This is a genomic window from Chryseobacterium sp., from assembly GCF_041914225.1.
Classification (GTDB): Bacteria; Bacteroidota; Bacteroidia; order Flavobacteriales; family Weeksellaceae; genus Chryseobacterium.
Genome location: NZ_JAYSDT010000002.1, coordinates 159,079 through 184,121, shown reverse-complemented (window position 1 = coordinate 184,121; position 25,043 = coordinate 159,079). Strand labels below are relative to the sequence as shown.

Sequence of the window (25,043 nt, the reverse complement as noted above, 5' to 3'; positions counted from 1 at the left end):
GGTAACACTGCAAATTTTTATAATATTGTCAATAATAGCTTATTATTTCCTTACAAAACTTGCAACGTCACTTTCTGAAACAGTATTTCCACCAAGGATAATCAATCTTTCAACAACATTTCTTAATTCCCTGATATTCCCGGTCCATGAAAGGGCTTTTAAAGCATCAATAGCTTTATCGTCAAACTTCTTTGCAGCAGTACCATGCTCATCAGCAATCATTCCCGCAAAGTGCTCAACCAATAACTTGATATCTTCCTTTCTTTCATCCAATGGCGGAACATAAATTTCAATCACAGAAAGTCTGTGGTAAAGGTCTTCCCTGAATTTCCCTTCCTCTATTTCTTTCTGCATATTTTTATTCGTTGCGGCAATTACTCTTACGTCAACTTTAATTTCTTTATCACTTCCTACAGGAGAAACTTTGCTTTCCTGCAGCGCTCTCAATACCTTAGCCTGAGCGATAAGGCTCATATCTCCAATTTCATCAAGGAAAATGGTACCACCGTTAGCCTGTTCAAATTTTCCCTGTTTATCCTTAATAGCACCCGTAAAAGAACCCTTTACGTGTCCGAAAAGCTCAGATTCAATAAGCTCAGATGGGATGGCAGCACAGTTTACTTCTACCATTGGGCCTCTTGCACGTTCACTTTGATTGTGGATAGCATGAGCTACCAATTCTTTTCCGGCACCGTTGGGTCCTGTGATCAGTACTCTGGCGTCAGAAGCAGCTACCTTTTCAATCATATCCTGGATCTTCTGAAGAGCAGGAGAGGTACCGATCATCTGGTATTTTTTGCTTACTTTTTTCTTTAAGGTTTTATTTTCAGTCTGAAGATTTTTGTTTTCTTTTTTCAGCGTTTCCTTTACCAATGCATTTTTTACACTTGTAATAAGTCTGTTGATATCAATTGGTTTGGAAATAAAATCATATGCACCCTCTTTCAAACAGGAAACGGCAGAATCTATGTCTGCGTGACCTGAGATCATGATAAAAGTAGTTTCTGGTTTTAATGCAAGACTTTGTTTCAAAAGCTCAGTTCCTGAAAGCTTAGGCATTTTGATATCAGAAATCACCAGTGCGAAATCTTCTTTTTCTACCTGTTTGTAACCTTCAAGGCCGTCTTCGGCAATAACAAATTCATAATCGGTTAGTTCATCCGAAAGAATACTGTGAAGTACTCCCGAGATTGCTTTTTCGTCTTCTACTATAAGGATTTTTTGCATAGTTGCAAATTTAAATTTTTTGTTTCAATTATTAGCAAAAACTATACCTAAATATTCTATTTTGAATAGTCTCTTCTTCCAAAAATGGCAGATCCAACCCTCACAGAGTTAGCCCCGCATTCAATCGCTATCGGGAAATCGTCACTCATTCCCATAGATAAAGTATTTAATGCTTTTAATTGATTTAATTCATCAAAAAGAGCTTTCAGGATTAAAAATTCATTTCTTACCTGCTGTTCATCATCCGTGAATGTGGCCATCCCCATTAAGCCGGTAATTTCAACATTAGGAAACTGTCCATCCATATATTTCCCGAACAGGTCTCTGGTTTCTGAAATGTCAAGCCCGAACTTGCTTTCTTCCGCCGCAATTTTCACCTGCAAAAGAACTTTAATGATTCTGTTATTTTTCCCTGCTTCTTTGTTGATTTCTGCCAATACTTTTTCAGAATCCACACTTTGTATAGTATCTATAAAAGGAGCAATATATTTTACTTTATTGGTCTGTAAATGGCCAATCAGATGCCATTGGATGTCCTGAGGAAGAAGGGGAGCTTTTTCCATCAGTTCCTGAACCTTATTTTCTCCGAAAACCTTCTGTCCGAGATCATAAACTTCCTGAACGGCGGATGCAGGATGGGTTTTAGAAACAGCAACCAGCTGCACAGTAGATGGCAGCTGGTTTTTTATAGCGTTGTAGTTCTCTTTAATACTCATAATACAAATGTCCGAAAATTCTCTGAATGTTCAAAGTTCAGTGATATCAGACCTGGAGTGTTTATTAATTTAAAACCTCATTGATTTTAGGATACTGGGAGATTTTTCTGAAGACAAACTTATTGCTCTTCTGTAATTTTTCAATAAACAGATCCAGTTCGTTGATGGAATCCGCATCTCTCAGATATTGGTCATGGGTAAGGAAAACAAGGTGTCTTGAAGTCTTTTCAAGATCGTTTAAGAAAATACTGTCTACTTTCTTGATCATGGCTTCATGACTTCCTTTTAAAGTCATTTTTTGAGAAGGTCTCCATTCCAGATCCCAGCCGATTACTTTATAGCCGGCTTTTTTAAGACCGTCTGCTGCTGCAGTAGAGCTTTTGATATCAGTCACATTAATATTGTTAAGCCTCCAGATATTTCTTCCGGGAGTTCTTGCTATTTTATCAGTAAGCTTCAGGCTGTCTTTGGCGATGTCAAAATCATGGACAACAGCGTTGGCATTTTTATAAAAGTCGGTATACTTGTTATGGGCATGAGTAAAGCTGTGATTAGCCAGTTCTATCAGCGGATTTTGCTTAAGCAGCAGCAGATCATCTTTCTGTTTTTTGCTTCCATAGGCATGTTTTCCTACAAGAAAGGCAGTTGCACAAACGTTTCTTTTGTCCAGAATCTTTAAGAGATTTTCGGTGCCCTGGTTGGGACCGTCATCAAAGGTAAGGTAGATCACTCTTTTATCCGGGTCTACGCTTTCATCGTCCATCTTGGGGACTATTTCTGCGGCAGGATGTTCCTGTGAACTGACGGCGGGGTCAGTATTCACTTCACTCTTGAAATTACAGCTGTTCAATAAAACCGAAGTTGCACTCACCAATGCAAACATCCCGAGAAAAGTCTTATTTTTTGACTTTCCCGCAAAAATTTTTCTCATAAAAATAATGGAATTTTAAATTGTTAAAAATCGTTAAAAATAACAATTGAAAGTTAACAAATTATATGCCATGCTGTGCAGGTATTTTCCTTTTTAAGCTTATTTTAAGAACTTTATTTTAAAGGATATTTCAATTCTATGGAGTGTTGCTGATTTATGGTTTTCTTTTCTTTATTTTTTAACATTTATAAATACAAAACCAATAGCTATTCTCTATATTTGTTAAGATTTCAATATTCTTCATTTAACAGGGAATTATTTTATTTTAACAAATAAGGATTTACTCTAAAATGTTTTTTAAATGCAATGAATTGTTAATTGCAGCGGTTCCCCAGGTGTTATTGAAGAATATATAAGCTGTTTTCCCTCTGTTTCTAATTTTTTCCGCAAGTTTATCTATAAAATCCTTGCTGTACTCAGATTTATAAAGAATGGGTTTCCCATGAAGTCTGTAATAAAGCATATCCGGATGATTGATGATTACATCTTCAGGAAGATCACCGGGAAAGCTTACTCCGGAAAAAATGATATCATGGTCTTTTAAAAGGTCAAATACTTCTTTTTGCCACCATGAGCTGTGACGGAATTCAATGACATTCAGAAACCCATGATCAATATTGTTGATGATTCGTTCTGTGTTCTCTGCGGAATTTTTAAAGGAAGGAGGAAGCTGATATAGAAATCCGGAAAGCTTATCCTTCAGATTACTCTGAATATGATTGCAAAAAAGGGCGATTTCTTCTTTTGAATTTTCAAGCCGGCTCAGATGGGTAACGGATTTTGGAATTTTAATAAAAAACCTGAATTTATCAGGAGTTTCATCATACCACTTTGACAGCGTTTTTGAGGTCGGTTTTCTGTAAAAAGTAGAATTGATTTCCACCGTGTTGAATGCTTTTGAATATAAAGAAAGAAAATCTTTACTTTGGGCATTTTCAGGATATAAAGACCCTTTCCAGTCGTTATTATAAAATCCCGAACACCCTATGTAAAGATTTTCTTTTTTCATAATGCTATTTTATATCCAGATCCACGGAGTTTAATCTCAATGAATTCAGAATCACGGAAAGGGAACTGAAGCTCATTGCTGCAGCTGCAATCATCGGTGATAACAGAATTCCAAAGAATGGATACAATAATCCTGCCGCAACGGGAACTCCGAGTACATTATAAATAAAAGCAAAGAATAAGTTTTCTTTAATGTTTTTGAGAAGCTTTTCGCTGAGAAGCTTTGCTTTTGCTATCCCTAAGATATCGCCTTTTAATAAAGTGATCTCAGCACTTTCAATGGCAACATCCGTTCCTGTTCCCATAGCAATTCCCACATCAGACTGGGCCAGGGCAGGGGAGTCATTGATTCCGTCACCGGTCATGGCTACTATTTTTCCTTGCTGCTGCAGTTTTTTTACTTCATTCAGCTTATCTTCAGGAAGACAATTTGCTTTAAAATGTTTGATTCCTAATTCATCAGCTACAGCTTTGGCAGTGTTCTCGTTGTCTCCGGTCATCATGATCACATCGATGCCTTCGCTCATTAATTGTTTAACAGCTTTCTTAGAGCTTTCCTTAATTTTATCTGTAAAACTAATGAATCCAAGTACCTGCCGGTCTTGTGCGACATAAGAGATCGTATGCGCTTTGGACTGTACTTCTACTGCTTTTTGTTTTAAAGCCCCAGGAATCTGGATCTGATGCGAGGTCAGCAGGCTTTCATTTCCTAAATACGCTGTTTTTCCTTCAATATTTCCTTTCACCCCTTTTCCGGAAATGTTTTCAAAACGATCTACTTTTTCAGGAGTTATATTTTCTTCCTTTGCTCTTTTTATAACGGCGTTGGACAATGGGTGCTCGGAATTTTGATTCAGGGAAAAAGCCAGCTTTAAAATCTGATTCTGATTACCGGCAACTGTTTCTATATGTTCTACCGAAGGTTTTCCTTCTGTTAAAGTTCCTGTTTTGTCAGTGATCAGAACATTCACTTTGTTCATTTGTTCAAGAGCTTCAGCGTTTTTGATGAGGATTCCGTTTTTAGCACCTTTCCCGATTCCTACCATTAGCGACATTGGGGTTGCCAGTCCTAATGCACAGGGACAAGCTACAATCAGTACAGCAACTGCATTGACGAAGGCAAATAAACTTCTTTTTCCTTCCGGACCGAAAGACTGCCACAGAACAAAGGTAAGCACGGCAATAAGGATTACGACAGGAACAAATACTTTTGAGACCTTATCCGTCAGTTTCTGAATAGGAGCCTTGCTTCTGCTGGCTTCATTGACCATTTTAATGATCTGTGAAAGCAGGGTTTCGTCACCTACTTTTTCCGCTTTCATGATGAATACCTGATTTCCGTTTATTGTTCCTGATGATACTTTGTCATCAACATTTTTTTCAACCGGAACGGGCTCTCCTGTAATCATACTTTCATCCACAACAGAATTGCCTTCAGTGATTTTTCCGTCTACCGGAATCTTTTCACCGGGTTTCACTTTTAATAAATCTCCTATTTTTACCTGTGAAAGCAATACTCTTTTTTCTTCACCGTTCACCATAAGATTGGCCTCATCCGGCGAAAGGTTCATCAATTCTTTGATGGCATTCCCTGTTTTTTTATGGGCAGCAGCTTCCATCAGCTGACCTAAAATAACAAGCGTTAAAATCACACAGACCGCTTCAAAATACAGCGGAATTTCATGATTATGTCCACGGATTTCGTGCGGAATGATCTCCGGGAAAATTAAAGCAGCAATACTGAAAATAAATGCTGCAGCCACTCCCAGAGCAATAAGACTGAACATATTAAGATTCCAGGTTTTAAAGGAAACCCAGCCTCTTTTTAATAAGAACCACCCGGAATAGAACATCACCGGAAGAGTCAGAGCAAGCTCAATAAATCCCTGAACCTGATGGGAAAAAGGAAAATTGATAAACATTCCTCCCATAGAAAGAATAAAAACCGGAATGGTGAATGTTAATGAAATGATAAATTTTCTTTTTAAGATATTATAGGTTTCATCCTCTTCGTCATCACTGCTGTCAGGCATTCTTACGAGATCCATTCCACAGATCGGACAGTCTCCCGGTTCATCACGGATAATTTCCGGATGCATCGGACAGGTGTATTTTGCCGTTTTCTTTTCAGGGTATTTTACAAGGTCCATCCCACATACCGGACAACCCACATTGGAATCGTAGGTCTTATCTCCTTCGCAATACATCGGACAGTAATATCTGCCTGCCATTTCATCTGTTACTTTAGGGACATCATGATTATGGGTATGATGGTGGTCGTGATGACTGTGAGCATGCGAGTGAGCATGTGAATGATGCGAATCTCCTTTCTGAACAAGTTCTTCAGTGACAGGCTCCAAATGCATATGGCAAACCGGGCAGTCTCCTTTTTCATCGTACACTTTATCTCCTTCACAAAACATAGGACAATAATATTTTCCAATACTGTCTTTAAAGTTTTCAGGAAGATTGGCTGCAGAATAAGCCGGTTTGTAATGAGGATCTTTAGCCATCTTTTCTTCAATTGGCACAAGATACATGTTGCATACAGGGCATCTTTCTCCCTGTTTGAAATATACTTTATCTCCTTCGCATTCCATCGGACAATAATATACTGAAGACGGAGATATGCGGTCCTGAGGCTTTATAAAGGTTTTTTCGGGATTACCAGGGTCTTCAAGCCTGTATTTTCCTATTTCTGCCAGGGCATCATTTAAAATGGAAAGCTTCACTCCATGGTCTGAAGTAATGGTTGCGGTATTGGTTTCCAGATTTACATCGGCTTTCACTCCATCAATGCTGTTCAGTTGATTTGAGATCTTTTTCTGACAGCCTGAACAGGTCATTCCGAGTATTTTATACTGTTGTTCCATGATTCTTAAATTTATACTACAAATTTCCAAAATGGAAGAGTAAGGTTGTTATAAATTTAAGGATAATAGTTATAAAATTAGGTTGGAGAGTTTGAGAGTGAGAAAGTATAACAGTAAGACGGTTTGAGAGTTGTAGAGTTGTAGGGTTTGAGCGTTTTTTAAGTGAAATAGGAACATTTAACCCCTTCACTCCTTAAACGCTCAAACATTCAAAGGTATTAAAGACTGTCAAGCGCTTTGCGGTGATGCTCTTTAAGTTTTTTGAATTCTGTAGGTGTAAATCCGGTTACATTACGGAATTGGGTAGAAAGGTGCTGAACACTTTTGTAGCCCAGTTTTCCAGCAATTTCAGTAAGGTTGAATTCATTATATAACAAGAGTTCTTTTACCTTTTCAATTTTCTGGAGAATGAAGAACTGTTCCAGTGTGATATTTTCATTCTGTGAAAACGTTTTTGAAAGGGAACTGTAATCTTTATGAAGCTTTGAGCTTAAAAATTCAGAAAGCAGGAAGTTTTCTGCGATATCCAGCTCGCTGATCTTTGCAATGATCAGATTTTTGATTTTTTCAACAAGCTGATGAGCAGAATCCATGATTCTTTCGAAACCTGTATCCAGCAGTTCTTTCTCTATAGACTTCATTTTTTCCGGGGAAATATCAGTTTCGGTTTCAACTTCTCCCAGCAGTACATCTTTGATCTTCACATCTGCTTTACGGAAAATGTTTTCCACTGCCGCAATGCATCTGTTGCAGACCATATTTTTTATGAAAATTTTCATAGGCCGCTGTTTAACCTGTCTTTTACAAATTCAATTCTGGTTTTACCATGAGGAGCAGGATTGCCGTCTGCATCAAGGTTTACCATTACAATTTTATCTACGGTAATAATGGTCTGGTGAGTCATTTTATTGCGGACATCACATTTTAATGTAATAGAGGAGGAGCCGAAATGGGTAGCCTCAATTCCTATTTCTATAATGTCTCCCTGTTTGGCAGAGCTGACAAAGTTGATTTCGGAGATAAATTTGGTCACCACTTTTGTGTTTTCCAATTGGATAATCGCATAGAGTGCTGCTTCTTCATCAATCCATTGAAGAAGTCTTCCCCCGAAAAGTGAATGGTTAGGATTTAAATCTTCGGGTTTTACCCATTTTCTTGTATGGTAGTTCATCTTTTAATAATTTGCAGTACAAATTTACTGTTAAAAGCTGATCTTTTCAAAACAATAGCATTTATTGATCTGAAAAGAATCATTCATTTTCTCAATCATTTCTTTTTGGAACGCATCGCCTTGGTTTTTGATATGGATGTATCATTCAGGAGTGTCTGATATTCTTTACTTTCCATAGGAACCAAAGCAACTTTGCCTTCTGCATTATGATGGAATCCAAATCCGTATCGCTTTGCTAAAGGAGAGCAGCGGAGACAAGGCTGTCCTTTGGAGAAGAACTTTTCTCTTTCATGCTGTCTTTCACTTTCCGGAATGTCATTTTTAATTGCATAGCACTCAAAAATAATATCATCTGAAGAATATTGATAGGGATTCTTTATGAGTTTTTCATATTGGAGATTGGCCAGTGTTTTTTCTTTCTTTTCAGCAGGAATTTGCGCCTGGGAAACGGGGCAGTCTTCAGCAACTTCAATAAGGGTATTGGTATAATTGGTTGTATGCTGTTTCATGTCTTATGAGCGTTAATGTTAAAAAAAATTGTGATAAATGCTTAAATGTTAAATAATTTAACCAAATGGCTTGAGTTTATATAATTTATTTATTTTCAGTAATTTATATGTTTAATTTGTTAGTTTTAAGAACCCGGATTCAACATAATGTGAGAAATATGTAAAAAAAGCTTTGATTTGAAATTTTTAATTGTATCTTGCATACGTTTATATTTGGAATCAATATTTGTTCATTAATTTATGTTGTTTTTCTTTTATATACCAAATTTTTATTAATTTTTTAATTTATTTAAAATGAACATTTTTGTTTCAAACATCAATTACGCAACTAAAGAGTATGAGTTGCACGATCTATTCGCAGAATTTGGAGATGTATCATCAGCTAAAATCGTTACAGACAGAGAAACTGGTCGTTCCAGAGGTTTCGGTTTCGTAGAGATGGGTGATGATGAAGGAAAGCAAGCTATTGAATCTCTTAACCAAAAAGAATTCAACGGAAAAACTTTAAACGTATCTGAAGCTAAACCAAGAGAAGAAAAACCAAGAAGAAGCTTCGATAATAACAGAAGCGGAGGTTACGGTAATAACAACAACAGAGGCGGAGGCTATGGTAACAACCGTGGCGGAGGCGGAAATCGTTGGTAAAAATAATGAAGCGGCTTTTAAGCCGCTTTTTTTGTGAAATTTATCTCCAATCAGGTTCCGTAAAGATTTGAGATTATATTCTTTAATATGGTCAATATAATTTCCACTTTGGAGATCATAAAGTAACATTAATAAAAATAGGATATCCGCGATATCCTATTTTTTATTTTAATCTTATAAGTAAATAAGCATTTTCATAATAAATGGTTGACATCTTATTATCTGAATACAGCTCCCGTGTAATTTCATTGAAAATAAGTTTGACATGGTATTTGCCTAAATCAGATTCCATTGCTATTTCAGGGACTTTTATGATGCCTTGCCTGTTTTTGTTTTGATCAAACAGATTAATGATTTGTGGTCCGAAATCTATTTCCTCTTTGGAATTTAACCTCAATTTTAATGAGGATTTTTTGATGAGATTGTCTGTAAGCTCAAACTGGTCATCATTCAGTTTTTGTGGATCTTTGCTGTAGCGGTAGAAAGAAAGCAGATACTGGTAGTTTCCGATTTCCACAAACTGTTTTTCAGGAACAAGAGATAGTCTGTTTATTTCATATGTTTTGTTTTCTACTGTGACATCCACATTTGAAAATCTGTTCTGGATATCATATCGTATACTGTAAAATGTCCCGAAATCAATATGAGCCGCCAATTCAGCCTGATCTTCCTTATTCAGTAAAATTGATAAAAATTCTCCCTGCTTTCTTTCAGCCAGAAATTCAAATTTATCGGCAATTTCATTACGGATTGTATCAGTAATTTTCTTCTGGAAATTAATTTTACCACCGTTAATCAGCTGGTTTTGGTTTAAAATATGGATAAGCTCCGTTTTCTGACTTCTTTTCGCAACGCTGAAGGCATTAAAGTAAGGAAAAACCAAAGCAAAAGCACCAAAAAGAAATAAGCTCACCGGAATAAATTTTATGGTTGCTCTTTTGTTGAAAATAAAGTAAATAACAACGCTTAACAGCCATACGGCAAGCAGAAGAACAAAGTATCTTGGTTCTGTATAACCATATTCCAGAATTCGGGTAAAGATAGCTGTAAAAAGCAGTATAATTAAAGGAACAATCGTATAGTAAAATACTTTTGAGAATATTCTGACCCATGATTTTGCGTTTTCTTCTTTCAGTGGATGTACCAGGAGCAATGCAAGAATACCAACAATACTATATGCTAAGACAAGGTAAGTAACCCAACCTCTTGGAAGCTGCCAGTTGATGAGTATTTTAGCGGAATAGAAGTAAAGAATCACTGCATAAATAAGCAGTAACGGAATTAAAATAAACTGGGTGAAAAACTTTAAAACAACCGGATAAGTTCCGTCTTTTTCAAGGTCATTTAAACCTTTATCATTAAATAAAAGAAAAATAAAGCTGCTTCCGAAAATAGCCAGAACAAAAAATGTGTCTCTATAAATTCTATCATGAAAGTTAAAGTCAAAAAGCTTATCAACCGCTAAGATGGCCAGCTCAACCCCTCCGGTCAGAACTCCTGTAAATACAGCAGTAAGGAAGATATTGACAAAGAGATTTTTATTATACTGCCAGAATCTGAGTTCCCTGTTTTTCTCCAGAAACGGAACAAAAGAAACCAGTAAGTGGGAGAGAAGCGCCGTAACAGCAATGATATAAGCGTAGACTTCGGTAAAATTATACTTTTTATCAGGCAGGATGAAGTAAAAACCAACAAGGAAAATAATACCGAAAATCTGCAGTAGTAATTCTTTCCCGGTTCTCTGTGACAGCATTTTTAACGCAAACATCAGAGAAATCCCAAGACACGCACAAATGGTAAATTTTATATAAGAGGTTATTTCAGTGTGTTCCGTTTCAATAATGCATATGGCGCCGATAGAAGCCAGTAAAGCCATTACCAGAATCATAGGATACCGGAAAATGACTTCATAGGCCCGGCTTACTGTTTCCTGGAATTTTGTTTTCATGATTTGGTGTTTTTAAGGGTAAGATTAATCTTTTTTCTTTTTCTTCTTTTTGTCCTTATCTTTCTCTTTTCCTTTGGCCTTCTTCTCCTTTTTCGGACTTAAGATTTCTTCAGCAAACTCAAACTTTGGTTCTTCGGTTTTAGCAGGCTTTATTTCGATTTTAAGATCAAAATAGCCTTTCATATCTTCCTGGGAAATTAATTTTTCGCTTAATAAAAGTTCCAGGATTTCCTTTCCTGAATCACTGAAAAAATTATGAGAAAGCTCTTCCAGCAGGAATTTTTTGTACTCTTCCAATGGAACAATCGTGGTGTATTTGAAGATTCTTCCTTCTTTTACGGTTGACAGATAGCCTTTTTCAACTAATATTTTCAAATAAGTGGAAACCGTATTCTGATGTGGTTTCGGTTCCGGATGCTGTTCCATAACGTCCTTCAGATAGAAAGATCCCATTTTCCAAAACAGCTTCATAAAGTTTTCTTCTGCGGCAGTAAGATGATGTATTTTCATAGAGTATTCTAATGTTGAAATTGAATATTGCAATAAAGATAGATAAAAGATACCATAAAAGCTATTCCAGCTCCCATAAATACCTCTTTTACGGTGTGTCTTTTTAATATAACGCGGGTAATTCCGACTAAAATTGCGATTCCCAGCCATACCAGACCCATTTTCCAGTCAAGTGAGAAAAACAGTGCTGCTACAAATATATTAAATGCTGTGTGCATCGAGCTTTTAATAAACAGATTGCTAATCTGAAGCGCAAACAGGAGGATCAGAATAAAAAGCATAACCAGATCGATATATCCGTTTCTGATATAATTAAAAATAAGATAGACGATTACACAGACTGCAATAAATATATACAGCGTTTTTCTCTGAACACGGTTGGAAACATCCATGTTGGTATATCTTCCCGTCTTCACATTCCAAACCAGCCATATGATTACCGGCACAATGATCATTAATAATACAGGAATAAAATACAGCATGGAATCTTTAAGGGAATATTCCCTGATGCTCATATATACAAAAAACAGGATCAGAGAGACCAGAGGATTAAAAAAATCAGAGATGATTTTTGAAATTTTGTGTAATAATGAAGATTTCTTTCCTTCCATAATCAGGTTTAATGATCAAATATACCACTATAACCTCAAAAAGCAAGTAAGAACAATGATAGAGAACAGCCGGATAGTGCAGAACTTATTTGATTGTCAATAGCTTTTTGGAAGTAAAATATTTCTCAGTTTTTTAAACGCTCTGCTACATTCACTGATAGAAGTAAGGAAAGAATTTTAAAACTTAAACTTTCATTCATTTAAAAAAAGAAAGCTGGTGAAATAACCAAAAGCTGTGTTAACAATAATTAAAAGTGAAACAAATTGATGGATGAATATGAATCTTTTCTGATGCTTTATATTTATTTGCTGTTTTATAAAAGCCGGATAAACAGGCATATTTTATAGATGTGATAGTAATGAAGAATAATGGATAATACCGTTTTACCGGGACCTGCAGGGCTCGAAAATTAAGAATAATCCATTCAGCCCGCAAATAGATTTTACAGAAAAATCGAAAAGTTATCTATGTATAGAATAAAAACAAAGTTTTTTTCATAATTTTGCTCAACTATTTCATCATAAAAAAGCAAGAGCTAACACATGAAAGAATTTTCTAAAGAGGTATACCTGAAGTGGTATGAAGATATGACAATGTGGAGAAGGTTTGAAGACAAATGCCGTTCTCTTTACCTAAAACAAAAGATCAGAGGATTTTTACATTTGTATAACGGTCAGGAAGCTATCCCTGCCGGGTTTACACATGCAATGGATCTGACAAAGGACAGTATGATTACTGCTTACAGATGTCACATTCATCCAATGGCGATGGGAGTGGATCCTAAAAGAATCATGGCGGAACTTTGTGGTAAAGCTACAGGTACATCCGGAGGTATGGGTGGATCTATGCACATTTTCAGTAAAGAACACCGTTTTTACGGAGGACACGGTATCGTTGGAGGACAAATTCCTTTAGGTGCAGGTATTGCTTTTGCTGATAAATATTTCGACAGAAAGGCCGTAAACATCTGTTTCTTCGGAGACGGTGCTGCAAGACAAGGTTCTTTACACGAAACTTTCAACATGGCGATGAACTGGAAACTTCCTGTTGTATTTGTTGTAGAAAACAACCAGTATGCAATGGGAACTTCAGTAAAAAGAACTGCCAACCACGAAGATATCTATAAATTAGGATTAGGATATGAAATGCCTTGCCTTGCTGTAGATGCAATGGATCCTGAAAAAGTGGCAGAAGCTGCTTATGAGGCTATTGAAAGAGCAAGAAGAGGAGACGGGCCTACTTTCATCGAAGCAAGAACTTACCGTTACAGAGGACACTCTATGTCTGATGCTGAGCCATACAGATCTAAAGAAGAAGTAGCTCTTCATAAAAATGATGACCCAATCGAATTGATAAAACACAGGATTTTAGAAAACGGATGGGCTACTGAAGCAGAATTGGAAACTATCGATAACAAATCGAGAGATTTTGTTGAAGAGTGTATTGAGTTCATGGAAAACTCTCCATATCCGGATCCGGAAAAAATCTATGAGTATGTATATGCTCAGGAAGATTATCCATTCCTAGACAAATTAGAAAACTAAAAGATAATGAGTTAATTTGACAATTTGAGAATTTGAAAATGTGATAGATTATGTCCTTTTTTAATTTTCAAATTTTCAGATTGCTAAATTTTCAAATTAAAATAAATTATGGCAGAAGTAATTACGATGCCCCGCCTGTCCGATACGATGACGGAAGGTAAGGTGGCAAAATGGCATAAAAAAGTAGGGGATAAAGTAAAAGAAGGAGATATTTTAGCTGAAATTGAAACTGATAAAGCAGTTCAGGATTTCGAATCTGAAGTAGAAGGTACCCTTTTATACATTGGTGTAGAAGAAGGAGGTGCTGCTGCTGTAGACTCTGTTTTGGCAATTATCGGAAATGAAGGAGAAGATATTTCAGGATTAACAGGAGGAGCTGCTGCTCCAGGTCCTGGTTCTGAAGAAAAAAAATCAGAAGAACAGCCTAAAGCTGAGGCTCCTGCAACTGAATCTGCTGCTGCAGAAGTTCCGGCTGGAGTAGAAATTATTACAATGCCAAGACTTTCTGATACAATGACAGAAGGTAAGGTAGCTAAATGGCACAAAAACGTAGGCGATACAGTAAAAGAAGGAGATCTTCTTGCTGAAATCGAAACAGATAAAGCAGTACAGGATTTCGAATCTGAATTCAATGGAGTATTATTGAAGCAAGGTGTAGAAGAAGGGGGTGCTGCTCCGGTTGATTCCGTGTTGGCAATCATTGGTCCTGCTGGAACAGATGTTTCCGCTGTAGGTGCTCCGAAGGCTGCTGGTCAGTCAACTGCAAAACCAGCTGAGCAAAAAGCAGAAGCTAAAACAGAAGAAAAAGCTGCGCCTGCTGCAAACACTTCATCTTCGGACAGAGTTGCAATTTCTCCACTGGCTAAAAAAATGGCTCAGGATAAAGGAGTTGATATCAACAGTATTCAGGGATCTGGTGAAAACGGAAGAATCGTTAAAAAAGATATTGAAAACTATCAGCCAGCTGCGAAACCAGCTGCTTCAGCTCCTGCAGCAAGCGCTGCTCCGGCTGCAGTAAGCTTCGTACAAGGTGAAGATACAGAGACTCCTAACTCTCAGGTAAGAAATGTTATCGCGAAACGTCTTTCTGAAAGTAAATTCTCTGCGCCTCATTACTATCTGATGGTTGAGATCAATATGGATAAAGCCATTGAGGCCAGAAAAGAAATCAATTCTTTGCCGGATACTAAGATCTCTTTCAATGATATGATCATTAAAGCAACTGCAATTGCCTTAAGAAAACACCCTCAGGTAAATTCAAGCTGGGCAGGGGATAAGATCATCCACAGAGGAAATATCAACATTGGGGTAGCAGTAGCTATTCCGGACGGATTGGTAGTTCCGGTATTGAAGAATACAGACCAGATGACTTATACTCAGATTTCTGCAGCTGTAAAAGATATGGCTTCAAGAGCTAAAAACAAAGGCCTTAAAGCTAATGAAATGGAAGGATCTACATTCTCTATTTCCAACTTGGGAATGTTCGGAATCGAAACATTTACAAGTATCATCAACCAGCCAAACTCTGCTATCCTTTCAGTAGGAGCAATCATCGAGAAACCAATCGTTAAAGACGGTCAGATTGTAGTTGGAAACACCATGAAACTTTCATTGGCTTGTGACCACAGAGTAGTAGACGGTGCTACAGGTGCTCAGTTCTTACAGACATTAAGAACCTATTTAGAAAGCCCATTAACATTGTTACTGTAATTTCTGAATTGAAAATAATAAAAACCTCCCAAACCGGGAGGTTTTTTTGTGAACTGAAATTCAGATGTCCAATAAAAAATAAAACCTGTAAGTTTTTTGCCAAAAAACTGAAGGAAATAATTAAAAAAATTAATAGAAAAGACTGATATAAATGGATCAGAAAAATCGAATGGAAGTAAAACTAAAATAAAATATAAACAGGTTCAAAAAGCGGTTTTTTATTTGCAGGCAATTCACTATTTTTGAATCATGATTAAAGCAAGAAATATCCATAAATCTTATGGGAATTTAGAGGTACTGAAAGGAGTTGATATTCATATCAAAATAGGAGAGGTGGTTTCTATTGTAGGAGAATCAGGAGCAGGTAAGTCTACATTGCTGCAGATTTTAGGAACGCTGGATCATCCGACCCAGTCTGGTAAGTATGATACTGAAATTGAAATAGCAGGAGAATCATTTATCAATATGAATGATAAACAGTTATCAAAATTTAGAAATCAGAATATCGGCTTTGTATTTCAGTTTCATCAGCTCCTTCCGGAGTTTACCGCTCTGGAAAACGTATTGCTTCCGACAAAAATTGCCGGGGCTAATGAGAGAGAAGCTATTGAAAAGGCTTATGCTTTATTTGAAGATTTAAAGATAGAACAGAGACTGAATCATAAACCTAACCAGCTTTCCGGTGGAGAAGCACAAAGGGTGGCAGTAGCGAGAGCTTTAATCAATTCACCAAAAATTATTTTTGCAGATGAGCCAACAGGTAACCTGGATTCCAAGAATGCGGATGACCTTCACAGATTGTTTTTTGATCTCAGAGACAAATACAATCAAACATTTGTGATCGTTACCCACAACCCGAATCTTGCAGAAATTACTGACCGCAAGCTCGTCATGAAAGATGGAATGATCATAGAATAAAAGTATATAAAACCGGATGATGAAACACTTTATTTTTCTTTTTTTAATTGTAATTTCCCGTTCAAAGGCTGAGCACCGGCAGTTGAATTCACCGGGCGTGCCTCAGGCAAGAATTTCGGAAATTAAGAATTATATTAAAGGGAAAGAGTATAATCAGGAAATGGCTGTTTTTATCAATTTTAAAATACCTTCCGGGAAATACCGTTATTTCATTTATAACCTGAAAAACAACAGGATTGTACAACAGGCTGTTGTATCCCATGGCTCAGGTTCTGTTATTCCAAAATCAGACGCTTTAAAATTCAGTAATACTGAAGGATCTTATCAGTCATCGCTGGGTAAATATGCCATTGGAGAAAGCTATGTAGGAAAGTTTGGCAAAGTCTATCGGTTGATAGGGCTGGACTCTACCAACAATAATGCCATGCAGAGGGCTATTGTTCTTCATTCTTACGGATGCGTCCCCGATATGGAATCCCAGACCCCGGTATGTCTGAGCTTAGGCTGTCCCATGCTTTCGGTAAATGCTTTTAAAGAAACGGCTAAATACATTGATCAGTCTAAGAAACCGATGATCTTATATGCATTTTATTAATTCATAATATCTTATTTCATAATTTTTTCCATGGCTATAAAATTTCTTGCAGAAGATGACAGACCCAGAGAAAAGTTTTTGCAGAAAGGCAAAAGCTCACTTTCTGATTCTGAGCTGCTCGCGATCATCATGGGAAGTGGAAATAGGGAAGAAAATGCCATAGAACTGGCACGAAAGATCTTAAACTCTGTTGGTAACAGCTGGCATCAGTTAAGCTTGCTTTCCGTTCAGGATCTGATGAAATTTAAAGGAATTGGAGAGACAAAAGCTATTTCAATCATTTCAGCCCTGGAAATCGGCAGGAGAAGAGCTGTACAGGAAATTCCTGAAAAAACGATCATAGGTAACAGTCATGATGCTTATGCAGTTCTTAGAAACCAGCTTTCCGATCTGCGGACAGAAGAGTTCTGGGCAATTTTCCTGAACAACAGTAATAAAGTGATTCATATCTCCCAACTTACGCAGGGTGGGATCAGCCAGTCTATTGTAGATGTAAGAACACTTTATAAAGGAGCTCTGGATCATTTTTCAACAGGAATTATCATTGCACACAATCATCCCTCCGGAAGCTTAAAACCAAGCAGGGAAGATATCAATATCACACAGAAAATAAAAGAAGCCGGAAATACCTTAAGTATCCAGCTTTTGGACCATATTATTGTTACGCAGAATTCCTATTTTAGTTTCTCGGACTCAGGATTATTATGATTAGAAGATTAAAATACCATGAAATTGACTTTGTAAAATATGCTCAATGTTTAGAAAATTCCGAACAAAGAAAATATTCTGCTACAAAGCATTTTTTAGATACTACTTCTACAATGCCCTGGGAAATTCTTGTTTACAAAGATTACGAAGCAGTAATGCCTGTTCCTTTTGTAAGAAAATATGGGATGAAAATTGTACATAATCCTAAGCTTTGCCAGCAGCTTGGTGTTTTTTCCGGTAAAGATAATGTGGACCTTAATGAAGCTTTTTTGGAATATCTTGAAAAGAATTACATGATCCGCGCGTATCCATTCAATGATGTCAATCAGCTTCGTACGAAGATCAGAATCAAAAAGAATTTTTTATTGTATCCTGATGCTTATGAGAAAGTGTACGCAAAATATTCACCCAAAAGAAAAAGAAAACTTCGGTTAGATGAAGCTGTTTTAAAAGATTCTGAAATCAAAACAATTCCTTATGAGAAAGCAAAAGCTTTTATTGAATCCAACACAATAGGATTGAACAAAAACCATGATCTGCCTGAATTCATGAGAATTTTTGAAAGCTTTTATAAGTCAGGATATCTTAAGTTTACCGCTTTTTACTATCAGCATAAGATCATCAATGTAATTGCTACTTATTCAGACTGCAATATGGTAGCGCTTTTAGGTAATTTCAATGATAAAAACTATGTGAAGTTATCGGGAGCATCTGTATTGATTGATCATCTCATTAAAGAAAACATTGAAACACATATTTTTGATTTTGAAGGAGGAGAGCTTCCCAATATTGAAGAATTTTTCAGGGGATTCCGTCCCGAGTTGAGACCTTATGGTATTATTGAGAATTCAAAAACAAATCTTTTTAAAAAGCTGGGCTATCTTATCCTGAGAGGAAAGTCTTTTTTATGATGAAAAGCATTGTTTAGATTGGTTCTAATTAAGTAATAATCCGTAACTTTATAAAATCCTTAGTAAAACAGTTATGTTACAACAGATTCGTCAGTACAAATTATCATATATGCTTTATAATCTTTTTAAAAAGAGTAAATTAAAGCATAATATTCCATTGTATAAAAAATACGGAATCAATAAGAGCTATTTCTCAAGCATTTCCAGTAAAGATTTTGCCCACCTGCCGGCCAGTGAAAGGACGTTAGATTATGCAAAGCTTAAGGAAACTCCTTTTTTTAATAAGCTTTCTGAAGAAAACAAAGAAAGTGCTCTTCAGTACGACGATAACGGGTATATGATCCTGAGGAATTTCCTTACTCCGGAAACGGCAGATCAGATCAATTTTGAAATTGATAAACTGATGAAAGACGGGACTTTGAAGTTTATTTACGGAGGAAAGCTGATGTTTGCCATTCACCATTCGGAAATCATTAAAAATATAGGAAGTGATTCGGAACTGTTAGATTTTTTATCTGTTTTACTGGACGGAAAATCCAAACTTTTTCAAAGCATCAATTTTATCAACGGAAGCCAGCAGAAAACTCACTCAGACAGCATCCACATGACTACTTATCCGTTGGGAGGACTGCTTGGAGTCTGGATTGCTCTGGAAGATGTTGATGAAAGCAACGGAGCTTTGCATTATATTCCCAAAAGCCATAAACTTCCTTATTTCCTGAATTCTGATTATGATAATGAAGGCACTGCTTTCAAGATCGGCAAGAAAAGCTACAGAGCTTATGAAACTTTCCTTGAGGAAAAGGTAAAAGAATTAGGATTAAAAAAAGAAATATTTAAAGCAAAAAAAGGAGATTTATTAATCTGGCATGCCAATATTCTTCATGGCGGAGAACCTCACACAGATAAAAACAGAACCAGAAAAAGCCTTGTCTACCACTTCTTTGATGAAAACAGTGTCTGCTATCACGAAGTGACACAAAGACCGGCTCTGTTTGAACTCTAGTATAAGTGACCCTTTCGTAAGCTTTTCATGAGAATACAGATTAAAAGATAGTTTTTTTACATTTGTATTCATATAATATCAGTATATGGAAAAAAAGAATGGTATTCTTGTTTTTATCTTTTCAATCTATGTATGCTTCATGTCATACTATCTGTATACCAACCATTATTACAATACTGATATGGAAGCCTATATGGGGCTGATTTATAAAACGGAATATCCTGATATGAAAATTGAAGATATTCATAAGAAGGTATATGATGAACTGAGGGAAAAGAATCCTGATTTTGCCGGGCTTGGTCCTGTTGATCCAATGGTTGAAGAAATAGCAAAAGGGGAGAGTACATACTATAAAATCATTTCGCAGAATCCCAAAGCCTACGAAGAAGAGCTGCAGCTTTTTGTGGTAAAGCCTTTCTATAACTTTATCAGCTGGTCATTCTTTAAACTTGGTTTCAGTGCTTCTGCCTCGATCTCTTTAATTTCGGCTATTTCTTATGCATGTATTCTTATTCTGATTTTTAGTTTTTTAATAAGGATCCTGAAAAATTATCCGCTTGCCTTTATCCTCACTATTTTAATTTCAATGTTCAAACCTTTGCCGGAATCTGCCCGGCATGTTTCTGCAGACTCTTTATCATGTCTGCTGTTGCTTCTCAGCTTCTATATTTTTTTAATGAGGAAGAATCTTTTCTGGGCAGGTATATTAGGTATGCTATGCGTGCTTACAAGACCGGAATATTTTATTTTTTATTCATTCCTGTATGGCTTTATTTACTTGTACAGAGATAGGTTTCAGATTAAAACAGCGCCGTTTTTGATATCATACGGATATTTGTTTCTTTCCTTCTTTTTGATACAAGCTTTTAATCAGGTGTCGTGGTCTACGCTTTTTATGAATCAGTTTACGAAAGTTCAGATTTATCCCGTTTCACAACCTGATCCGTTTTCCTTTTCAGATTATATTCATTTTATCAAGAGTAAAATAATGCTGGAATTTAACACTTCCTATTTTCCGGTTCTGTTAATTTTTATAGTGGTCATTCTGGCCAGTCATTTTTCATTCCGCAATAAAAAAAATCAGGCCCGGGTCTTGTTTTTTGCTGTTATTTATGGAACTGTTATGTTGAGATTTCTGATTTTTCCGGCTCTGGTAAACAGGATGATGGTTGGCTTTTATCTTATCATTATTCTCTCTTTGATCTATATACAGATTTCTAAAGTGGATATCTTTAAAAACTCTTTAGAAGACGGAAAATAATTAGTAATTTTGCAGTCTAAAATTATGACGAGTCTCTCAGGATATCTACCATATGCATTTGCATTGATTATTGCAATTCCTTTTCTGGTTTTGCTCAGACAATTTGTACACTCATATATTACGCTTAAAAACCAGGAAATCAAACTGCTTACCGTGAAATCAAATTCAGAGAACAAAGCACATTCTTATGAAAGAATGACATTGTTTCTGGACAGGATTAAACCTTCAAACCTTATTCAGAGATTTGACAGAGGGCTGGCCGTTCATGAGTTTATTTTCCTTACAGAAAAGGCAATCAATGAAGAGTTTGAATATAACTCATCCCAGCAGTTATACATTACAAAAAATTCATGGAAGAATATCGTAGATTCAAAAAATGCAATCATTGAACTGCTTCATAAAACTTACGATGGATTGAAGGGAGAGGTTCAGCTGGATGAATTCAAAACGGTTTTCATCATGAATTATATGGAAGGCAACGACTATGTTGCCGAAACAATAGAAGATTTAAGAAAAGAAATTTTAATAATAACTTAAAAAATAACAGATAAATAATGATTCCAAATTTTAAAGCACATCCATGGCACGGAATTTCTGCAGGAGAAGATGCGCCAAATGTTGTAAAAGTATTTGTGGAAATTGTTCCTTCAGATACTATTAAATATGAAGTAGATAAAGAAACAGGATATTTAAAGGTAGACAGGCCGCAGAAATTTTCTAACATTATCCCTGCTTTGTATGGGTTTGTTCCAAGAACATACTGTGATAAAGAAGTGATGAAACTTGCTGTGGAAGCCGGAGCTGATGATGTTACAATGGGAGATCATGACCCGCTTGATATTTGTGTTTTAAGTTCTCACAATATCCACGCCGGAGGTCTGTTGATGGAAGCTATTCCAATCGGAGGTTTCAAAATGATTGACGGAGGTGAAGCTGACGATAAAATTGTTGCAGTAATGATCAATGACCATGCTTTCGGACATTTCAGAGATATTGCTGAATTACCTGAAGCAGAAGTGAAAAGATTGATGCACTATTTCCTTACGTACAAAAACCTACCGGATGAACCGGCAAAGTGTAGAATTCAGGAAGTTTACGGTGCAGAGCATGCAAGAAAAGTGATTAAAGCTTCTCAAATAGATTATGCAGACAAATTCGGAGGATAAAATTCTCTTAATTCAATACAATAAAAAGGATAAACAGCAAGCTGTTTATCCTTTTCTGTTGAATAAGTCATTGCGAACAGAATGTGAAGTTTTCTTATTTCCCGTTCAAATATTCTTCTGAGCCCTATTTAACTCCATTTTTTACAGGTTTTAATTATGGGTACGCCATCTCTGCTCTTCTGTTTTTTTTGCAGATACGCATCATACTGTTAAATTTTTTAATGCTTTGATGGTAATTATTTATTATATTTAATTTTCTATTACCAAAAAAATATTAAACTATGGATCTATTTGTGTTAGTGCCAATTTTTGGTGTCGTAGCTTTGCTTTATACATTTCTTCAGAGCAGCTGGGTCAATAAACAGAATGCCGGAAATGAAAAAATGAAAACAATCAGCGGCCATATTGCAGACGGTGCAATGGCTTTTCTAAAAGCTGAATACAAAATCTTAACGTACTTTGTAGTAATAGTCGCCATTCTGTTGGCAGTGATGGGCTCAACCAATGCCAATTCACACTGGAGCATCGGAATTGCCTTTGTGGTAGGTGCCATATTCTCAGCATGCGCAGGCTTTATCGGGATGAAAATTGCTACCAAAGCCAATGTCAGGACGGCAGAAGCGGCAAGGACTTCACTTTCTAAAGCTCTTAAAGTCTCCTTTACCGGAGGTTCAGTAATGGGAATGGGAGTTGCCGGACTTGCTGTTTTAGGTCTGGGAGCTTTATTTCTGATTATTAAACAGATTTTTGCCCCGGAGGCCACAGTAGATTCCCATGAAATGGAAAGAACCATTGAAATTCTCACCGGATTTTCTCTTGGTGCAGAATCCATAGCGCTTTTTGCAAGAGTGGGTGGTGGTATTTATACGAAAGCGGCAGACGTAGGGGCTGACCTTGTAGGAAAAGTTGAAGCCGGAATCCCGGAAGATGACCCCAGAAATCCTGCAACCATTGCAGATAACGTAGGAGACAATGTAGGAGATGTAGCAGGGATGGGAGCTGACCTTTTCGGATCTTATGTGGCAACGGTTTTAGCCACCATGGTATTAGGAAGAGAAACAGTTTCTGATGATGCTTTCGGAGGTTTTGCCCCGATTCTTTTGCCGATGCTCATTGCAGGAACAGGAATTATATTTTCAATGATCGGTACTTTATTTGTAAAAGTAAATGATAATGAAGGTTCATCCACTTCCAGTGTACAGAATGCACTCAACCTTGGAAACTGGGGGAGTATTGTGATTACTGCCATTGCGTCTTACTTTCTGGTAACTTATATCCTTCCGGAAAAAATGGTTCTCAGAGGCCATGAATTTACTAAAATGGGAGTGTTCGGAGCGATAATGGTCGGGTTGGTTGTAGGAACCTTAATGAGTATCATTACAGAATATTATACAGCAATGGGTAAAAGACCGGTTTCCAGTATTGTGAGACAGTCTTCTACCGGTCATGCAACCAATATCATCGGAGGGCTATCCGTTGGTATGGAATCTACCTTGCTTCCGATTATTGTACTGGCTGGAGGGATCTATGGTTCTTATCTCTGTGCGGGACTTTACGGAGTAGCTATTGCAGCAGCCGGAATGATGGCTACTACAGCCATGCAGCTTGCCATTGATGCATTTGGTCCTATTGCAGATAATGCAGGAGGGATCGCTGAAATGAGTGAGCTTCCTAAAGAGGTACGTGAAAAAACAGATATTCTGGATGCTGTAGGAAATACAACGGCTGCTACCGGAAAAGGATTTGCCATTGCTTCAGCAGCTTTAACTGCATTAGCCCTATTTGCAGCTTTTGTAGGAATTGCAGGAATTGACGGTATTGACATTTACAGAGCAGACGTTCTGGCAGGACTATTTGTTGGCGGAATGATTCCTTTTATTTTCTCATCATTGGCAATCACTGCAGTTGGGCAGGCGGCTATGGCGATGGTAGAGGAAGTAAGGAGACAGTTCCGCGAAATTCCCGGAATTCTGGAGGGAAAAGCACAGCCTGAATACGAAAAATGTGTTGCTATTTCTACAGATGCATCCATCAGAAAAATGATGCTTCCCGGTGCGATAGCCATCATTTCACCTTTGCTTATTGGGTTTATTTTCGGACCTGAGGTTTTGGGAGGATTCCTGGCAGGTGCCACTGTATGCGGAGTGTTGATGGGAATGTTCCAGAATAATGCCGGAGGTGCATGGGATAATGCCAAAAAATCATTTGAAAAGGGAGTGGACATCAACGGACAAACGTATTACAAGGGCTCAGAGCCTCATAAAGCTTCCGTAACCGGAGATACGGTAGGAGATCCGTTTAAAGATACATCAGGGCCGTCTATGAATATCCTGATCAAATTAATGTCAATTGTTTCTTTGGTCATTGCGCCTACTCTGGCAGTATTGCATAAAGATAAAATTGAAGCCAACAGAAGAGCAAAGATTGAAAGCCTTACCGGAGTGTCAGGTGCTGCTGTCGTTAGTGATTCCAAAGCAGTTCAGGTTGTTCCCGGCCAGATTCAGGGACATCTTAATGAAAACGGGGACTTTGTGTATGAAACGGGAAATATTCAGAAAATAAAACTGGAGGGAGGAAAAACAATTGCTATCGGAGACGGAAGCCAGCTTTATCAGCTGTATAATGTGGTTAAACAAAAAGATAAATCTGCCCTGGATCCTAACAAATGGTATACAATAGAAAATCTTTATTTTGAAACAGGTTCAAGCGATTTAAAACCAGGTTATGAACTTCAGTTAAACAATTTGGCTGAAATTTTAAATGCTTATCCTGATCTTAAAATAAAATTAGGAGGCTATACAGATAACAGCGGGAATGAAGAAAGCAATCTTAGTCTATCTAATCTAAGAGCCCAAACTGCCAAACTTAAATTACTTGAGTTAGGGATTTCAGGAGATAGAATAGAAGCAGAAGGCTACGGATCTCAGCATCCTGTATGTGAAGCTAATGATACAGATGAGTGTAAAGCAAAGAACAGAAGAATTGATGTAAGAGTTCTGGCTCTTTAGAATCAATATTAAAATAAATAGGAAAGCATCGCTGTGGCGGTGCTTTTTTTATCATATCTGTTTGTC

Annotated in this window: 23 protein-coding genes; 12 read left to right on the top strand and 11 right to left on the bottom strand. The window is 37.0% G+C overall.

The window, feature by feature from the left end:
* Positions 1–42: 42 nt before the first annotated feature.
* From ACE3RB_RS01810 to ACE3RB_RS01775, 8 genes are all read right to left on the bottom strand, one after another.
* Positions 43–1,227, bottom strand: coding sequence for a sigma-54 dependent transcriptional regulator (locus ACE3RB_RS01810; protein WP_002979922.1), 1,185 nt, complete (start codon positions 1,225–1,227; stop codon positions 43–45).
* Between the two features lie 56 nt (positions 1,228–1,283).
* Positions 1,284–1,943, bottom strand: coding sequence for a YggS family pyridoxal phosphate-dependent enzyme (locus ACE3RB_RS01805; RefSeq protein ID WP_374462614.1), 660 nt, complete (start codon positions 1,941–1,943; stop codon positions 1,284–1,286).
* 64 nt (positions 1,944–2,007) lie between these two features.
* The gene (locus ACE3RB_RS01800) at positions 2,008–2,874 is read right to left on the bottom strand and encodes a polysaccharide deacetylase family protein (RefSeq protein ID WP_374462613.1); all 867 of its coding nucleotides are present in this window, start codon (positions 2,872–2,874) and stop codon (positions 2,008–2,010) included.
* Positions 2,875–3,154: 280 nt separating this feature from the next.
* Complete coding sequence (locus ACE3RB_RS01795; protein WP_374462612.1) at positions 3,155–3,883, bottom strand: DUF72 domain-containing protein; 729 nt, start codon at positions 3,881–3,883, stop codon at positions 3,155–3,157.
* A gap of 4 nt (positions 3,884–3,887) precedes the next feature.
* Positions 3,888–6,755, bottom strand: a complete 2,868-nt coding sequence (locus ACE3RB_RS01790; protein ID WP_374462611.1) for a heavy metal translocating P-type ATPase — start codon at positions 6,753–6,755, stop codon at positions 3,888–3,890.
* Positions 6,756–6,973: 218 nt separating this feature from the next.
* The gene (locus ACE3RB_RS01785; protein ID WP_374462610.1) at positions 6,974–7,534 is read right to left on the bottom strand and encodes a helix-turn-helix domain-containing protein; all 561 of its coding nucleotides are present in this window, start codon (positions 7,532–7,534) and stop codon (positions 6,974–6,976) included.
* Positions 7,531–7,926 (bottom strand): acyl-CoA thioesterase, encoded by a 396-nt coding sequence (locus ACE3RB_RS01780; RefSeq protein WP_002979911.1) that lies wholly within the window; start codon positions 7,924–7,926, stop codon positions 7,531–7,533. Before ACE3RB_RS01780 ends, ACE3RB_RS01785 begins: the two co-directional genes overlap by 4 nt.
* 95 nt (positions 7,927–8,021) lie before the next feature.
* The gene (locus ACE3RB_RS01775; protein ID WP_374462609.1) at positions 8,022–8,435 is read right to left on the bottom strand and encodes a DUF6157 family protein; all 414 of its coding nucleotides are present in this window, start codon (positions 8,433–8,435) and stop codon (positions 8,022–8,024) included.
* A 294-nt stretch (positions 8,436–8,729) separates the two neighbouring features.
* Here ACE3RB_RS01775 and ACE3RB_RS01770 point away from each other — a divergent pair, with 294 nt between their 5' ends.
* Entirely contained in the window at positions 8,730–9,080 is a 351-nt protein-coding gene (locus ACE3RB_RS01770) for an RNA-binding protein (protein ID WP_002979907.1), read from the top strand.
* Positions 9,081–9,243: 163 nt separating this feature from the next.
* Here ACE3RB_RS01770 and ACE3RB_RS01765 read toward each other — a convergent pair whose 3' ends face one another.
* The 3 genes from ACE3RB_RS01765 to ACE3RB_RS01755 are packed head-to-tail and all read right to left on the bottom strand — an operon-like array spanning position 9,244 to position 12,149.
* Entirely contained in the window at positions 9,244–11,028 is a 1,785-nt protein-coding gene (locus ACE3RB_RS01765) for a DUF4153 domain-containing protein (protein WP_374462608.1), read from the bottom strand.
* 24 nt (positions 11,029–11,052) lie between these two features.
* Positions 11,053–11,538, bottom strand: coding sequence for a BlaI/MecI/CopY family transcriptional regulator (locus ACE3RB_RS01760; protein ID WP_374462607.1), 486 nt, complete (start codon positions 11,536–11,538; stop codon positions 11,053–11,055).
* Between the two features lie 8 nt (positions 11,539–11,546).
* Positions 11,547–12,149 (bottom strand): phosphatase PAP2 family protein, encoded by a 603-nt coding sequence (locus ACE3RB_RS01755; protein WP_374462606.1) that lies wholly within the window; start codon positions 12,147–12,149, stop codon positions 11,547–11,549.
* Between the two features lie 543 nt (positions 12,150–12,692).
* Between ACE3RB_RS01755 and pdhA the strand changes: the two genes are divergently transcribed.
* The 11 genes from pdhA (at position 12,693) to ACE3RB_RS01700 (ending at position 24,977) form a co-directional block, all read left to right on the top strand.
* Positions 12,693–13,694 carry a pyruvate dehydrogenase (acetyl-transferring) E1 component subunit alpha gene (gene pdhA / locus ACE3RB_RS01750; protein ID WP_002979899.1) on the top strand — a complete coding sequence of 334 codons (1,002 nt, stop codon included), beginning with the start codon at positions 12,693–12,695 and terminating at the stop codon, positions 13,692–13,694.
* A gap of 108 nt (positions 13,695–13,802) precedes the next feature.
* Complete coding sequence (locus tag ACE3RB_RS01745) at positions 13,803–15,404, top strand: 2-oxo acid dehydrogenase subunit E2 (RefSeq protein ID WP_374462605.1); 1,602 nt, start codon at positions 13,803–13,805, stop codon at positions 15,402–15,404.
* Between the two features lie 249 nt (positions 15,405–15,653).
* On the top strand, positions 15,654–16,322 hold the full coding sequence (locus ACE3RB_RS01740) for an ABC transporter ATP-binding protein (RefSeq protein ID WP_374462604.1): 669 nt from the start codon (positions 15,654–15,656) through the stop codon (positions 16,320–16,322).
* 16 nt (positions 16,323–16,338) lie between these two features.
* Positions 16,339–16,917 carry a murein L,D-transpeptidase catalytic domain-containing protein gene (locus tag ACE3RB_RS01735; RefSeq protein WP_374462603.1) on the top strand — a complete coding sequence of 193 codons (579 nt, stop codon included), beginning with the start codon at positions 16,339–16,341 and terminating at the stop codon, positions 16,915–16,917.
* 30 nt (positions 16,918–16,947) lie between these two features.
* Positions 16,948–17,625: a DNA repair protein RadC gene (gene radC / locus ACE3RB_RS01730; protein ID WP_374462602.1), complete on the top strand. Its 678-nt coding sequence runs from the start codon at positions 16,948–16,950 to the stop codon at positions 17,623–17,625.
* Positions 17,622–18,536 carry a hypothetical protein gene (locus ACE3RB_RS01725; RefSeq protein WP_374462601.1) on the top strand — a complete coding sequence of 305 codons (915 nt, stop codon included), beginning with the start codon at positions 17,622–17,624 and terminating at the stop codon, positions 18,534–18,536. The genes radC and ACE3RB_RS01725 overlap by 4 nt, the downstream gene beginning before the upstream one ends.
* Before the next feature lie 109 nt (positions 18,537–18,645).
* A complete protein-coding gene (locus ACE3RB_RS01720) occupies positions 18,646–19,542 on the top strand; it encodes a phytanoyl-CoA dioxygenase family protein (RefSeq protein ID WP_374462600.1) in 897 nt (298 codons plus the stop codon).
* A gap of 85 nt (positions 19,543–19,627) precedes the next feature.
* The gene (locus tag ACE3RB_RS01715; protein ID WP_374462598.1) at positions 19,628–20,803 is read left to right on the top strand and encodes a hypothetical protein; all 1,176 of its coding nucleotides are present in this window, start codon (positions 19,628–19,630) and stop codon (positions 20,801–20,803) included.
* Between the two features lie 24 nt (positions 20,804–20,827).
* Positions 20,828–21,340: a hypothetical protein gene (locus ACE3RB_RS01710; protein ID WP_374462597.1), complete on the top strand. Its 513-nt coding sequence runs from the start codon at positions 20,828–20,830 to the stop codon at positions 21,338–21,340.
* 17 nt (positions 21,341–21,357) lie between these two features.
* Positions 21,358–21,969, top strand: coding sequence for an inorganic pyrophosphatase (locus tag ACE3RB_RS01705; protein ID WP_374462596.1), 612 nt, complete (start codon positions 21,358–21,360; stop codon positions 21,967–21,969).
* A gap of 281 nt (positions 21,970–22,250) precedes the next feature.
* Positions 22,251–24,977, top strand: coding sequence for a sodium-translocating pyrophosphatase (locus ACE3RB_RS01700; protein WP_374462595.1), 2,727 nt, complete (start codon positions 22,251–22,253; stop codon positions 24,975–24,977).
* The last annotated feature ends 66 nt before the right edge of the window (positions 24,978–25,043 follow it).